This window comes from Solidesulfovibrio alcoholivorans DSM 5433 (assembly GCF_000702665.1).
Lineage (GTDB): Bacteria > Desulfobacterota > Desulfovibrionia > Desulfovibrionales > Desulfovibrionaceae > Solidesulfovibrio > Solidesulfovibrio alcoholivorans.
This window is the reverse complement of record NZ_JNJA01000013.1, coordinates 58,014-71,241: the sequence shown is the minus strand read 5'-3', so window position 1 is coordinate 71,241 and position 13,228 is coordinate 58,014. Positions and strand designations below refer to the sequence as shown.

At 68.3% G+C, this 13,228-nt stretch carries 14 protein-coding genes; all 14 read right to left on the bottom strand.

All coding sequences use genetic code 11. The annotated features are described in order from the left end of the window. Positions 1-38: 38 nt before the first annotated feature. Positions 39-650 (bottom strand): LysE family translocator, encoded by a 612-nt coding sequence (locus Q368_RS0118005; protein WP_029460438.1) that lies wholly within the window; start codon positions 648-650, stop codon positions 39-41. 103 nt (positions 651-753) lie between these two features. Beyond that, complete coding sequence (trpA, locus tag Q368_RS0118000; protein WP_029460437.1) at positions 754-1,524, bottom strand: tryptophan synthase subunit alpha; 771 nt, start codon at positions 1,522-1,524, stop codon at positions 754-756. Then, on the bottom strand, positions 1,521-2,705 hold the full coding sequence (trpB, locus tag Q368_RS0117995) for a tryptophan synthase subunit beta (RefSeq protein WP_029460436.1): 1,185 nt from the start codon (positions 2,703-2,705) through the stop codon (positions 1,521-1,523). The genes trpA and trpB overlap by 4 nt, the downstream gene beginning before the upstream one ends. Before the next feature lie 236 nt (positions 2,706-2,941). Further along, on the bottom strand, positions 2,942-3,562 hold the full coding sequence (locus Q368_RS0117990) for a phosphoribosylanthranilate isomerase (protein ID WP_029460435.1): 621 nt from the start codon (positions 3,560-3,562) through the stop codon (positions 2,942-2,944). A gap of 1 nt (position 3,563) precedes the next feature. Beyond that, positions 3,564-4,334, bottom strand: coding sequence for an indole-3-glycerol-phosphate synthase (locus Q368_RS0117985; RefSeq protein WP_029460434.1), 771 nt, complete (start codon positions 4,332-4,334; stop codon positions 3,564-3,566). Continuing rightward, on the bottom strand, positions 4,327-5,337 hold the full coding sequence (trpD, locus tag Q368_RS0117980) for an anthranilate phosphoribosyltransferase (protein WP_029460433.1): 1,011 nt from the start codon (positions 5,335-5,337) through the stop codon (positions 4,327-4,329). Before trpD ends, Q368_RS0117985 begins: the two co-directional genes overlap by 8 nt. A 27-nt stretch (positions 5,338-5,364) precedes the next feature. Then, positions 5,365-5,748: a HEPN domain-containing protein gene (locus tag Q368_RS0117975; RefSeq protein ID WP_029460432.1), complete on the bottom strand. Its 384-nt coding sequence runs from the start codon at positions 5,746-5,748 to the stop codon at positions 5,365-5,367. An 11-nt stretch (positions 5,749-5,759) separates the two neighbouring features. Then, the gene (locus Q368_RS0117970; protein ID WP_029460431.1) at positions 5,760-6,332 is read right to left on the bottom strand and encodes an anthranilate synthase component II; all 573 of its coding nucleotides are present in this window, start codon (positions 6,330-6,332) and stop codon (positions 5,760-5,762) included. Beyond that, positions 6,316-7,734, bottom strand: a complete 1,419-nt coding sequence (locus Q368_RS0117965; RefSeq protein ID WP_029460430.1) for an anthranilate synthase component I family protein — start codon at positions 7,732-7,734, stop codon at positions 6,316-6,318. The genes Q368_RS0117970 and Q368_RS0117965 overlap by 17 nt, the downstream gene beginning before the upstream one ends. Continuing rightward, positions 7,731-8,561, bottom strand: coding sequence for a prephenate dehydrogenase (locus Q368_RS0117960; RefSeq protein WP_052360278.1), 831 nt, complete (start codon positions 8,559-8,561; stop codon positions 7,731-7,733). Before Q368_RS0117960 ends, Q368_RS0117965 begins: the two co-directional genes overlap by 4 nt. 118 nt (positions 8,562-8,679) lie before the next feature. Further along, a complete protein-coding gene (aroA, locus tag Q368_RS0117955) occupies positions 8,680-10,002 on the bottom strand; it encodes a 3-phosphoshikimate 1-carboxyvinyltransferase (protein WP_029460428.1) in 1,323 nt (440 codons plus the stop codon). A gap of 55 nt (positions 10,003-10,057) precedes the next feature. After that, positions 10,058-11,209 carry a prephenate dehydratase gene (gene pheA, locus Q368_RS0117950; protein WP_029460427.1) on the bottom strand — a complete coding sequence of 384 codons (1,152 nt, stop codon included), beginning with the start codon at positions 11,207-11,209 and terminating at the stop codon, positions 10,058-10,060. 1 nt (position 11,210) lies between these two features. Further along, the gene (locus Q368_RS0117945; protein WP_029460426.1) at positions 11,211-12,185 is read right to left on the bottom strand and encodes a 3-dehydroquinate synthase II family protein; all 975 of its coding nucleotides are present in this window, start codon (positions 12,183-12,185) and stop codon (positions 11,211-11,213) included. A 2-nt stretch (positions 12,186-12,187) separates the two neighbouring features. Next, positions 12,188-12,985 (bottom strand): 2-amino-3,7-dideoxy-D-threo-hept-6-ulosonate synthase, encoded by a 798-nt coding sequence (locus Q368_RS0117940; RefSeq protein WP_029460425.1) that lies wholly within the window; start codon positions 12,983-12,985, stop codon positions 12,188-12,190. Positions 12,986-13,228: the final 243 nt, after the last annotated feature.

The window sequence follows — 13,228 nt, the reverse complement described above, 5'->3', positions numbered from 1 at the left end:
TGGCATGCCATACCCCAGATGCGCCGGAGAAACCAGGACTATCCCGCGGCGAAGAAGACGGCGCAGGCCCACAAGGTCATGGCCGCGCCCCGGAAAAAGCGCCGCGCCGCGCGTGGCGAGGCCAGCGCCCCGGCGAGCCATTCCCCGAACCGGGCGTAGGCCAGCATGCCGCCGAAGGCGAGCAGCAGGATGGGCGCGGCCAGCAGCGCGATTTCAAGGATGTCCGGCATGCCGGCGGCGGCAAAGGGCGGCAGCAGCGCACCGAGAAATCCCCAGGCCTTGGGGTTGACCGCGGCCACGGCCGCGCCGGAAAGGGCCAGGGAGAAGAGCGGCGGCCGCCCGGACGGCGCGCTCCGGGCGATTCGCCGCGCGCCGGCGCGCCACAGGGCAAGCCCCAGCCAGGCGATGTAGGCCGCGCCGGCAAGGGAGGCCGCACGCAGCAGCCACGGCGCGCGCGCAAGGAGCGCGAGCCCGTACAGGGCGACGACGATCTGGGCGAGCGTGGCGCAGACGTTGCCGAGCGCGACGAAAGCCACGGGCCGGCAGCCGTGGCGCATGCCGAGCGTCAGGGCTTGCAGCATGGCCGGGCCTGGCGTCAGCATGCTCGCGGTCAGGGCCGCGAGGTACGCGGCGTAGGTTGGAATGTGCATGGCGGCTTCCCGCGACAGGGGAGGGCCGCCCGGCCGGGTCGCATGCCGGCCGGGAGCCCGTGGGCCGGATCGTTTCCCGATCCGGCCGCCCGTATCGTTGCGGTCAGCTGCGCCAGCGCGCCATGAATTCGGCGGCCGTGCCGCCGTCGTCGATGTGGGCAATCAGCGCCGAGCCGAAGACCACGGCGTCGATGAGGTCGCCGAAGGCGGCGAGCTGCTCCGGCTTCTTGATGCCGAACCCGAGCGCCACGGGCACCTGGAAGATGCGCCGCACGGCGCGCAGCCGCTCGGTGATCTCGGCCGGCAGCGTCTCGCGCATGCCCGTGGTGCCGAGCACCGAGACGAAGTAGACGAAGCCCCGGGCCTTTGCCGCGTAGGCGGCCAGGCGCTCCTCGGAGGTGTTGAGCCCGACGAGGGGGATGAGGTCGAGGCCGTGCTTTTCCAGAGCCTCGGCCATGGGCCCGGCTTCCTCGAGCGGCAGGTCCGGCACGATGAAGCCGGCCACGCCGGCGTCTGCCGCGTCCTCGGCCAGGGTGTCCAGGCCGTATTGCAAAAACGGGTTGTAGTAGCCCATGAGCACGAGCCCGGCCTTGTAGCGGCCCTTGCGGCGCGCGAGTTCGTGGAAGAGCCAGGACAGGCAGGTGCCGTTTAACAGGCAGTCGAGGGACGCCTTTTCCACCACCGGGCCGTCGGCCACGGGATCGGAAAAGGGGACGCCGATCTCGATGATGTCCGCGCCGCCGGCGTCCAGGGCGTCGAGTTCGTCGAAGAAGCGCTCCTTGTCCGGGAAGCCCCCGGGCAGGAACGGAATGAGCGCCTTGCGGCCGGCGGCCAGCGCCTCCATGATGCGCGTGGTGAGGATGGACTGGCTCATGCGAGGCCTCCCTGCTCTTTTTCGTAGGCTTCGATGATGCCGAGGTCCTTGTCGCCCCGGCCGGACAGGCACACCACCACCTGCGCCCCCTTGGGAATCTCCGCGGCGTGGTTGAGCACCCAGGCCACGGCGTGGCAGCTTTCAAGCGCGGGAATGATGCCCTCGCGGCGGCACAGCGCCTCGAAGGCGGCCAGGGCCTCGCGGTCCACGGCGATGTCGTAGCGCACGCGGCCGGTCGCGCCGAGATGGGCGTGTTCCGGGCCGACGCCGGGATAGTCGAGGCCCGCCGAGACCGAATGGGACGGCTGGATCTGGCCTTCCGTGGTTTGCAGCAGCATGCTGCGCATGCCGTGGAGCACGCCGGGCGTGCCGAGGCTTATGGGCGCGGAATTGTAGCAGCCGGGCTCGCCCGTGCCGCCGGCCTCCACGCCGATGAGCCTGACCGTGGCGTCGGGCACGAAGTGGTGGAACATGCCGATGGCGTTGGAGCCGCCGCCGACGCAGGCCACGACGTAGTCCGGCAGCCGGCCCATCTTGTCCAGGCACTGCGCCCGCGCCTCGCGCGAGATCACGGCCTGGAACTCGCGCACGAGCAGCGGGAAGGGGTGGGGGCCTGCGGCCGTGCCGAAGCAGTAGTGCGTCGTGCGCTGCTCGGCGATCCAGTAGCGCAGCGCCGCGTTGATGGCGTCCTTGAGCGTTTTCGTGCCGGACTCGATGGGCACGACCTCGGCCCCGAGCAGCTTCATGCGCTTGACGTTGTGCGCTTGGCGCACCACGTCCTCGGCTCCCATGTAGACGATGCAGCCAAGGCCGAGCATGGCCGCTGCCGTGGCCGTGGCCACGCCGTGCTGCCCGGCCCCGGTCTCGGCCAGGAGCACGCTCTTGCCCATATATTTGGTCAAAAGCCCCTGGCCCATGGTGTTGTTGATCTTGTGCGCGCCGGTATGATTCAGGTCTTCCCTTTTCAGCCACAGATCGAAGCCCAGCTCCTTGGACAGGTTCGGGCAGCGGTACAAGGGCGAGGGCCGGCCGACGTAATCGGCCAGGAGCGCGTTCAACTCGTTCTGGAACCCGGCGCTCGGCACGATGGTGCGCATGGCCTCCTCGAGTTCCAGCAGCGGCGGCATGAGCAGCTCGGGCACGAACTGCCCGCCGAAGTCGCCATAATAACCTTTTCGCATGGGATGATGCCTCCGGCGGCCGGGGGAACCTTTTTTGAAAAAAAGGTTCCCCCGGACCCCTTCCAAAAAACTTTCAATGGCTTCGCGACGTGCGCGCGGTCTCCTCAGGAATCCCTTCCCGTTGGGGCGCGTTCCAGGCGCGACGCGTCGCGCCAGAAACGCGCCCCAACCGGCGAGGGGGTCCGGGGGGGATCATCCCCCCCGGCGGGGCCTGGGGCAGCGCCCCAGTCTTCCTTCTACTTCCCTTTCACGGCCCAAAGGGACCTCCGGACTTTTGCCAACTCCTTGAGTCCCGGGGACGACTCGACGCCGGAGTTGAGGTCCACGCCGTGGGGCCTGGCCTGGGCGACTGCCTCGGCCACGTTGTCCGGGCCGAGGCCGCCGGCCAGCAGCCAGGGCATGGACGGGGAAAATTCCGCCAGCGGCGCAAACGGCAGCGACACGCCGTGCCCGCCGCCGGACGTGCCGGCGTCGAGGAGCGCGTAGCGGATCGCGCCGGCGAAGCGTTCCACCTCGGCGGCCAGGGCGGCCGTGTCCGGGTGTTTTTGCGGCCAGAAGGCGCGGATGACGCGCTGCGGGCCCACGGCGCGGCAGAATGCCGCGTCCTGGCCGCCGTGGAGCTGGGCGAAATCGAGGCCGGCCGCGTCCATGACGGCGAGCACTTCCTCGAGGGTCTGCTCGACGAAGACGCCGACGCGCTTTGCCGTGGTGCGCGGCAGGGCGGCGGCCTGCGCCGCGGTCAGCCGGCGCGGGCTCTTGGCGGCGAAAATGAAGCCGAGCAGGTCGGCCCCGGCCTCGGCGCAGCCCGTGACGTCCTCGGGGCGGGTCATGCCGCAGATCTTGACCAGCGTCGCCATGTCAGTCCGCCTTTCCGGTCAACCGGGCCAGGGCCAGGCCGGGATCGTCCCCGCTCATGAGCGAGGTGCCGACCAGCACCGCATCGTAGCCGATGGCCGCCATGTTGAGCACGTCGGCCCGGGTGTTGATGCCGCTGGCGGCGATCCAGATACGGCCGGGGCGTTTTTTCGCGGCCATGCGCCGGGCCACGTCGAGGTCGGTTTTCAGGGTGTCCAGATCGCGGCTGTTGACCTGGACGATGCGCGCGCCGGCTTTTTCGGCGCGTTCCAGGTCGGCCTCGTCGAAGACCTCGACCACGGCTTCGAGGCCGGCGTCGTAGGTCAGGCGCAGCATCTCGGAAAGCTCCTCGTCGGTGAGCATGCGCACGATGAGGAGCAAGGCCGAGGCCTTGGTCGCGGCGGTCTCCACGACTTGCAGCGGATGGAGCAGGAAATCCTTGCGCAGCATGGGCAGGCCCACGGCGCTGATGGTTTCCAGGTACGCAAGCGACCCCTTGAAGTAGGTCTCCTCGGTGAGCACGGATATGGCCGCCGCGCCCGAGGCGGCGTACATGGCCGCGACCTCTTCCGGGGCGAGCTCCAGGTTGATGTCGCCCTTGGAAGGCGAGGCCCGCTTGTACTCGGCGATGACCGCGACGGGACCCGCGGCGAGGAGGGCGTCGGAAAAGGGCGGCCGCTTGCCGGTGTAGGGCATGGGCAGCTTTTCCGTGGCCTCAAGCTCCTTGAGGCGTTTGATGGCCGGGGCCTGGGCGGCCCGGAACTTCTCAAGCATGGAGGACGTCCTTGAAGAATTTCGCGGCCGTGCCGGAGGCGATGGCGTCTTGCGCCTTGGCCACGCCCTGCTTGAGGGTGAGGCCGTCCTCGAGCAGGTGCAGGGCGCAGCCGAGGTTGAGCGCGACCATGTCGCGCATGGCCTGGTTGCCCTTGCCGGCGAGCACCTCGCGCAGCACGGCCACGGCCTCGTCGCGGCCGGAGACGACCACCTCGGCAGGTTTGTGGGTCGGGATGCCGAGGCTTTCCGGGTCGATGCGGTCGTTTTTGAGCCAGCCGTCGCGCAGCCAGCACACGGTCGCCGGGCCGAAGGGCGTCAGCTCGTCAAAGCCGCCCGCGCCGTGGATGACCGCGCCGCAGGGCAGGCCCGTGAGCGCCAGCACCTCGGCCATGAGGCGCACGTGGCGCGCGGTGGGCACGCCCAGGAGCTGGTGCGTGGGGCGCGCGGGATTTAAAAGCGGCCCCATGAGGTTAAAAAGCGAGCGCACGCCGAGTTCCTTGCGGATGGGGCCGATGCGCTTGAAGGCCGGGTGGTAGTTGGGGGCGAAGAGAAACACGAAATTGTGCTTGTCGAGTTCGGTTGCTGCCTGGTCGGGCTCGACCACGAGGGTGAATCCCAGGGCTTCCACGGCGTCGGCGCTGCCGCAGGAGCTCGACACGGCGCGGTTGCCGTGCTTGACGACCTTGTGCCCCATGGCGGCGAGGTAGAGGGCCACGGCGGTGGAGCAGTTAAACGAGCAGGTGTTGTCGCCGCCCGTGCCGCAGGTGTCGATGCGCGCGCCGGTCAGGCCCGCGACGAGCCGCGCCTCTTCCAGGGCGGTGGTGACGCCGGCGGCGATTTCCACGGCGGATTCGCCCTTGGTCTTGAGCCCCATGAGGAACGCGCCCACGCACGAGGCGGGCATTTCCCCGGTGTACATGGCGCGGAAGGCGTAGGTGGCCAGCTCCTGGGGGAGATCCTTGCCCATGGCGAGCAGTTCCAGGCATTCGACATGTTTTTCCACGGTGATGCTCCTTTGCGGCGTGGGCGGTTAACGCGGGAAATCGGCCAGTTCCTCGCGCGCCATGTTGAGGAACGCCCTGGCGCGGTCGATCTGTTCGGCGACGGCGTCGCGGGTGAGGCAGAGGTTGGTGTCGAAGTCGGCCTGGTTGCGCAGTTCCTCGGCTTCGAGCAGCCAGCGGTGGAACACGGGCGGCAGCACGCCCGTGTAGGAGAAGCGCTGGCCGAAGGCGTCCACGATGCTTTGCGGGTCGTGGACGTCGATCTTGACGGTGAGCAGGAACGCCTCGGCCACATAGTGCATGATGAAATAGGCGCGGCTCATGGCGCAGTCGTACAGCCCTTCCGAGGCGAGCAGCCGCGCGCCGTGCAGGCTGTCCTTGGCTTTGTCGAGCAGGGCGGGAACGGTATTCAAGGTAGTTGTCCTTAAAGGATTTTGTCAGGAAAATTCGCGATCAGCTTCATGCCCTGGGGCGTGAAGACCGATTCCGGGTGGAACTGCACGCCCACCCACGGCCGGTCGCGGTAGCGCAGCCCCATGACTTCGTTCTGTTCGGTCCAGGCCGTGATCTCGAGCTTGTCCGGGGCCTTGCCGGCGAGCACCAGCAGGGAATGGTAGCGGCAGACCTCGAAGGGGTTGGGCAGGCCGGTGAAAAGCCCGGTTTCGCGGTGGTACACGTCGGACGTCTTGCCGTGCATGATGCGGTCCGCGACCACGACCGGCGCGCCGGCGAAATGCCCCAGAATCTGATGCCCCAGGCAAATGCCGAATACCGGCGTCTTTCTGGGCAAAAGCTCCAGGAATTTCAGGCAAAGTCCGGCGTTGACCGGATTGCTCGGGCCCGGAGAGATGCACACCATGTCGAGCTTGCCCGAGCCGGCCAGTTCCAGGATGCCCGCATCGTCGTTTTTCTTCACAACAGGGGCGCGGCCAAGCTGCTGGAACGCCTGCACCACGTTGAAGGTGAAGGAATCGAAGTTGTCAATAAGTAAAAACATCGCCGTCCTCCTTGGCCGCCAGCACCTCGGCGATGACGCGGGCCTTGTTCTGGCACTCCATCCATTCTTTCGCAGGATCGGAATCGTAGACGATGCCCGCCCCGGCCTGCCAGGACACCATGCCGTCGCGGATCCAGAGGCTGCGGATGGTGATGCCCGTGTCCAGGTTCACATGGCCGTCGTCGAGACCGATCCAGCCGATGCAGCCGGCGTAGGGGCCGCGCGCCTGGCGCTGCTCGAGCTCGGCGATCATCTGCATGGCCCGCACCTTGGGCGCTCCGGAAAGCGTGCCGGCCGGAAAGGCGCATTGCAGGACGTCCAGGGCGTCGAGGCCCTCCTTGAGTTGCGCCGTCACATAGGAGACGATGTGCATGACGTGGGAAAAACGCTCCACGGCCATGAACTTCTCCACCTTGACCGTGCCCGGCCCGGCCATGCGGCCGAGGTCGTTGCGCCCGAGGTCCACGAGCATGACGTGCTCGGCGCGCTCCTTGGGGTCGGCGAGAAGCTCGGCGGCCAGCAGGTCGTCCTGCTCCGGGGTCTTGCCGCGCGGGCGCGTGCCGGCGATGGGGCAGGTGGTCAGCTCGCCGTCGCGGCAGCGGATGAGCAGCTCCGGCGAGGAGCCCAAAAGCGTCACGCGCGGCAGGCGCATGAAGAACATGTAGGGCGACGGATTGACCTGGCGCAGCCTTCTGTAGAGCACGAAGGGGTTGCCGGAAAACGGCGCGGAAAACTGCGTCGAAAGCACCGTCTGGATGCACTCGCCGGCCCGGATCATGTCCTTGCACGCGGCCACGGCGTCCATGTAGCCCTGCGCGTCCGGGCTGTTGACCACCTTGCCCGCCTCGGGGCGCTCCATGGGCGCGAAAATGTTGCTGTAATCGATTTTCGCCTTCTTGCCCTCGTCGAGCGAGAGGTGCAGGCAGCGGTGCTTGACGTGGTCGAAAAGCACCAAGCGCCCCGGCAGCACGAGGCAGAATTCGGCCTCCTCGGGCGGCAGCACCGGCGCGAGCTTGGGCTCGAGAATGCCGGCGATGCCGTAGCCGAAATAGCCCGCGAGCGAGCGCGTGATGGGCGGCACATCGGCGAAGCCCTCGGGCGGCAGGACGGTGAGGTCGGCCAAAATGCCGCGCATGCCCTCCATGAAGCCCTGGCCGTGGTAGCTGGACAGGCCCTCCAGGCGGGAATCGCGCACGCTCACGTCGAGCTTGCCGTCCTTCAGGCGCAGCCGCAGCCGGAAATCCCAGGCGATGAGGCTGTAGCGGCCGAGCCGGCCGTCCACCTCGGCGCTTTCCAGAAGGATGCCGGGCCGCTCGCCCACGAGCCCGAGATAGAGGCTGATGGGCGTCTGGACGTCGGCCGGCAGCCACGTCCCTTCCTGCCGTAGCGAAATCGCGCTCATGGATTGTCCTTTTTTGCCGTCTCGGCGGTCCACCACGCCTCGGCGCGGCGAACGAGCAGGTCCACGTCGCCGCCCACGGCGAGATTGAGGAAACTGCGGAAATTGCGCACGGCCTCGTGGCTGTACGGATTGGCCTCGAACAGCGCCGTGAACAGCGCCGCATCCTTGGTGATGAGCTTTTCGGCCGCGGCCAGCCGGCGCGTGAACGAGGGGGTGAGGTAGTTCTGCACTTCGCCGCCCGCGGACTGCGCCGCGAGGTAGGCGAGCGTGGTCACGAAATTGAGCCCCTGCACATAGGCCGCGGCCCGGTCGTGTTCCTCGGCGCCGGAGGGAAACGGCGCAAAGCCGATGCGCGCGCACCAGGCGGAGACGGCGTCGGTCGCCCAGGCGTCGCGGCCGGGCCGGCCGTCCATGACCGCCACGCGCAGGGCGTCGCTTAAGCCCGGCGCGGGTCCGAACAGCGGATGCGTGCCGACCACGGGGCCGGCATAGCGGGCCGTCATGCCGGCGATGGGCAGGGTCTTGACCGAGCCCACGTCGGCCAGGATTTGCGTGCCGCCCATGTACGGGGCGATGCGCTGCGCCACTTCGTCCGTGGCGTAGACCGGCACGGAGAGGAGCACCATGTCCGCGCCGGCGATGGCTTTGGCGAGTTTCTCGTCCGTCAGCGGCCGGTCCAGCTCGCGCACGTCGATGCCGGCCTCCCGGCTTTTCGTCGCGATGAGCTTGCCCATGCCCCCCCGCGCCCCGACCAGGGCCAGGGAGGCGATGGCAAAAGCGGGGTCGTCGGTTGCAGGTGTGTCCGAAGGACTGTTCGTAACTGACATAATAGCCTTTACTTCAACAGTTTTTTTGCCACCCCCGCCGAGGGGGTTCGGGGGGATGATCCCCCCGATGGGGCGTGGGGCAACGCCCCACATCTTCAACGCTTCGACTCTTCCCCTTCTACTTCTCGATCGTCGCCCATTTTTCCCAGAAGGTCGGAAACGACTTGGCCACGCAGCCGGGGTTGTCGAGGACCACGTCGATGCCGGCCAGCTCGAACAGGGCGGCGGACATGGCCAGCCGGTGGTCGTTGAACGAGGAAAATTCCACGCGTTGGTCGGTGCGCAGGGCCTTGGGCCTGATGCGCATGCCGTCGGCCGTGGTGGTGACCACCGCGCCGGCCTGCGTGCAGTTTTCGGCCACGGCCTCGATGCGGTCGGACTCCTTGAGGCGCAGGTGGGCGACGTTGCGGATGACGGTTTCGCCCGAGGCGAAGCAGGCGGCCGCGGCGACCGTGGGCACGAGGTCCGGGCAGCGGCCCATGTCCAGCTCCCGGCCGCTTAAGCCGCTCGGCAGCACGGTGACGCCCTCCGGGGAGACGTCGATGCGCGCGTCCATGGCGGCCAGGATGTCCAGGATGGCGCGGTCGCCCTGGAGCGAATCCGGGCGCAGGCCGGTGACGGTCACGGGCTCCCTGCCGACGGCCCCGGCGGCCAGGAAATACGAGGCGCTCGACCAGTCGCCTTCCACGACGTGCTCGCGCGGCGTGTAGGGCGCGGGCTGCATGACGAAGCGGGTGCGCCCCGGCACGACGTCGGTGAGCGCGCGCCAGTCGGCTTTCTTCCAGGCCTCGTCGCCCTCGAGGGTTTCCACCGCGAATGGCACGCCGAAATCGGCCAGCATGGAGAGCGTGATGGCGACGTAGGGCCAGGACACGGTCTTTTGGCCCGAAATGTTGATGGTCAGGGGCGCGGCGGCCATGGGCGCGGCCAGGAGCAGGCCGGAGAGGTACTGGGAGCTGTCCTCGAGGCTGATCGCGGCCTCGCCGCCGCGCAAGCCGCGGGCGGCGATGTGCAGGGGCGGGCAGCCGGATTTTTCCAGGTAGAGGATTTCGACGCCGAGCGGCAGCAGGGCGCGCACCAGTTCGCCGATGGGCCTGTCGTGCATGCGGCCCTCGCCGCGCACCTCGAAGACGCCCGTGCCGGCGGCGGCCACGGCCACGAGCAGGCGGCAGGTGGTGCCGGATTCGCCGACGTCGAGCAGGGCGGGCGCGTCGCCTTCCGGGTCGGCGCCCTGCGGCCGGCCGGCCACGCCCGAGACGATCAGCGAGCCGTCGGACTGGGGATGGAAATCCGCGCCCATGGCGGCCATGCAGGTGCGGGTGCGGGTGATGTCCTGGCTGTCGAGGAGCCCGGTCAGGCGGCTGGTGCCCCTGGCCAGGGCCGCGGCGATGACGGCGCGGTGGGAAAAGGACTTGGACGGCGGGGCGGCGACGGTGGCCATGGTTCTTTCCTTTGTTGCGGTGGGCGGGTAGGGGCCCGCCCACCGTAGCACGGGTTTATGGATTTTCCACGTCTCCGCCGGCCAGGTCGATCTGGCGTCCGGCAGGGTAGCAGCCCAGGATGCGCAGGCTGTGGGTCTGTTCCTTGAGTGTCGCCAGGAGCTTTCTGTATTCCTCGCGCGTGATGTCGCACTGGAGGTCGGCGAAAAAGACGTACTGCCATTTCTCGCCGCGGATGGGGCGCGATTCGAGCTTGGTGAGGTTGATGCCCTCGCCGGCCAGGTGGGAAAGCACCTGGTAGAGCGCGCCCGGACGGTTGGGCACGGTGAAAAGCAGCGAGGTCTTGTCGCGGGTCTGCTGCTTGGTGTCCTCGGGCCCGATGATGAAAAAGCGGGTCCAGTTGTCGGGCAGGTCCTCGATGGGGCTGGCCAGGACGCGAAGGGTGTGCATGGCGGCCAGGCGCACGTGGCCGATGGCCGCGGCGTGCGGTTCGCCGGCCACGCGGGCGGCCGCCGCTGCCGTGGAATCCGTGGGGACGATCTTCGCGTGCGGCAGGTGGGCCCGCAGCCAGCCCGAGCACTGGGCCAGGGGCTGGGGATGGGAATAGACGGTGGTCACGGCGGCGAGGTCGTTTTCCGTGGAGAGCAGGGAGTGGCTCACGCGGCAGGAGATCTCGGCCTGGATGAAGACGTCGTGGATCTGGAAGTTGTCGAGGCTTTGCCCCACCGTGCCCTGGAGCGAATTTTCCATGGGCACGATGCCGAGGTCGGCGCGTCGCGCGGCCACGGCGGCGAACACGTCGGGGATGGTGGTCTGGGGCAGGAAGTCCGGGGAATGGCCCAGGGCGGCCATGGCCGCGAGGTGGGAGAAGGTGCCCTCGGGGCCGAGGTAGGCCACGCGCTCGGGGCGCTGGAGCCGGCGCGAGGAGGAGAGTATCTCGCGGTAGATGGAGAGCAGGTGCGCCTCGGGCAGGGGGCCGGGGTTGGCGGCGGCGAGGCGGGCCAGGACCTCCTGTTCGCGGAAGGGCTTGAACACGGCGCTTTGGCGTCCGTCCTTCCTGCGCCCGACTTCGATGCTGAGCGCCGCCCGGCGGGAAAGCAGGGCGAGGATTTCGTCGTCCACGGCGTCGATGCCGTGGCGCAGTTCCAGGAGCGCCTCTTCCAGGGTCCCCGGGGCGGCGGTCGCTTGGTCTTTCGTCTCCGGGGCCATCCTAACCTTCCTTGATCTCTTCGGCGATGCGCATGCCGAAATGGCGGCCGGCCACGTCGGTGCGCACGAGCACCTTGTCGCCCTCGGCCAGCGTCACGACGCTGACCGGTTTGCCCTCGGGGGTGACGAGGCGGATGGTCTCGGCGTTTTGCAGGAAGACCTTGCCGGACACGCCGTCCACGTCGGCGGTGATGAGCAGCATGGGCCGGATCTCGGTCTTGACCCTGCCGACCACGGCCGTTTTCGTCGCGCCGGTGTGCCCGACCACGAGCACCTCGGAGCCGGAGGCCAACTCCTCCAGGTAGCGGGTCTTGTCCCCGGGCATCTGGCAGTAGGCGTGGACCGCGCCGGCGTTTATGCGAAACGGCCGCGCCGCCACGTACGGGTTGGACTCGGTCTCGGCGTTGACCAGGAAGGTGAAGGCCGAGGAGTTGCCGACGAGCATGCCCTCGCCGGTCTTCAAGATGCTTGTCGTGTCCACGCAGACGCGGTGCCCGAGTCCCGCGTGCTCGATCTTGGTGATGGTGGCCGGCGTCAGTTCCACGGTGCCCTGGGAGAGTTTGAGTTCGTTTACGATGGTCTTGAGGTCGCACAGGGCTTCCGGGGTGATGAGCAGGCGGTCCGCGCCGCGCTCGAGGACGCCCGCGGCCAGACGCGCGCGGTCGAGGCTTTCGCATTCGAGGCCGAGGCCCTCGGTGCAGGCCAGGATGTTCTCCACCGGGATGATCTCCCAGCCCTGGGCCAGGAACACCGGGCGGCAATCCCTAAGCGCGGCCACGGCCGTGTCCTCGTCGTCCTTGCAGCGGATGGGAATGCGCTCGAACTCCTCGGGCGTCATGACCTTGGTGCGCCCGAGCGCCAGGATTTTTTCGGCGTCCCCGGCCTCGGCCACGAAGCCGTCCACGCCGGATTCGAGGCCGAGCGTGACGAGCTTCTTGTCGAACGGGATCGCCTTGAGCCATATTTCCTTTGTCATGACTAGTCCTTGAGCAGTTCGAGAGCCTGGTCGATTTCCCAGTCGAGGTGCACGATGCCGTGCAGGGCCTGGACGATACGGGCGGGCTGCTTGTGTTGGAAGATGTTGCGGCCGATGGAGAGCCCGGAGCCGCCGGCCTGGACGGAATCGTGGGCCATTTGCAGCAGGTCGCGGTCGTTGTCCATTTTCGGGCCGCCGGCGATGACCACCGGGATGCAGCAGGCCTCGGTCACGCGGGAGAAGGATTCGATGTCGCCGGTGTAGGGCACCTTGACCACGTCCGCGCCGATTTCGGTGCCGACGCGGGCGCAGTGGGCCACGACCTCGGCGTCGTATTCGTTTTTGACCTTGGGGCCGCGCGCGTAGACCATGGCCAGCACGGGCATGCCCCATTCGGCGGCGCGGGAGGTGATTTCGCCGAGGTGGCCGAGCATGTCGCGTTCGGTCTCGTCGCCGAGGTTGATGTGCAGGGACACGCCGTCCGCGCCGAGCTTGATCGCGTCCTCGACCGTGGCCACCAGCGTCTTGGCGTTGGGGTAGGGCGAAAGGGAGGTGGAGGCCGAGAGGTGGATGATGAGGCCGACGTCGCGTCCGCGGCCGCGGTGGGAGCAGCGCGGCAGGCCCTTGTGCATGAGCACGGCGTTGGCCCCGCCTTCGGCGACCTGGTTGACGGCGTCGCGCATGTCGATCAGGCCCGCGATGGGGCCGACGGTGACGCCGTGGTCCATGGGGACGATGATGGCGCGGTGGGTGTTGCGGTTGAAAATGCGTTCGAGGCGGACGGCTTTACCCAGCAGCATGACGGTCTCCTTGCGGTTTGGCCTTTACAGGGGGCGGACGCCGGCGTCAGGAAACAAAAAGGGCCGCCGGCTTGATGCCCGCGGCCCTGGAGTGGCTCGTTGCGGTTGATCTAGTTCGACCGCACCCCTCCCTGACCACGGGCGTGGCTAAACCAGAACCAAAAATAGAACCCGGAGGTCAGGTTGGCGAGGGATTGCATGGCCAGAGAGCTACGCGGGCGGGTGGGAAGTTGTCAAGGGCTT

Bases quoted from the DNA above. Each gene is read 5' to 3' on its own strand.
- Q368_RS0118005 (WP_029460438.1), bottom strand. From the start codon at position 650: ATGCACATTCCAACCTACGCCGCGTACCTCGCGGCCCTGACCGCGAGC.
- trpA (WP_029460437.1), bottom strand. From the start codon at position 1,524: ATGAGCCAGTCCATCCTCACCACGCGCATCATGGAGGCGCTGGCCGCC.
- trpB (WP_029460436.1), bottom strand. From the start codon at position 2,705: ATGCGAAAAGGTTATTATGGCGACTTCGGCGGGCAGTTCGTGCCCGAG.
- Q368_RS0117990 (WP_029460435.1), bottom strand. From the start codon at position 3,562: ATGGCGACGCTGGTCAAGATCTGCGGCATGACCCGCCCCGAGGACGTC.
- Q368_RS0117985 (WP_029460434.1), bottom strand. From the start codon at position 4,334: ATGCTTGAGAAGTTCCGGGCCGCCCAGGCCCCGGCCATCAAACGCCTC.
- Q368_RS0117970 (WP_029460431.1), bottom strand. From the start codon at position 6,332: ATGTTTTTACTTATTGACAACTTCGATTCCTTCACCTTCAACGTGGTG.
- Q368_RS0117965 (WP_029460430.1), bottom strand. From the start codon at position 7,734: ATGAGCGCGATTTCGCTACGGCAGGAAGGGACGTGGCTGCCGGCCGAC.
- Q368_RS0117960 (WP_052360278.1), bottom strand. From the start codon at position 8,561: ATGTCAGTTACGAACAGTCCTTCGGACACACCTGCAACCGACGACCCC.
- aroA (WP_029460428.1), bottom strand. From the start codon at position 10,002: ATGGCCACCGTCGCCGCCCCGCCGTCCAAGTCCTTTTCCCACCGCGCC.
- pheA (WP_029460427.1), bottom strand. From the start codon at position 11,209: ATGGCCCCGGAGACGAAAGACCAAGCGACCGCCGCCCCGGGGACCCTG.
- Q368_RS0117945 (WP_029460426.1), bottom strand. From the start codon at position 12,185: ATGACAAAGGAAATATGGCTCAAGGCGATCCCGTTCGACAAGAAGCTC.
- Q368_RS0117940 (WP_029460425.1), bottom strand. From the start codon at position 12,985: ATGCTGCTGGGTAAAGCCGTCCGCCTCGAACGCATTTTCAACCGCAAC.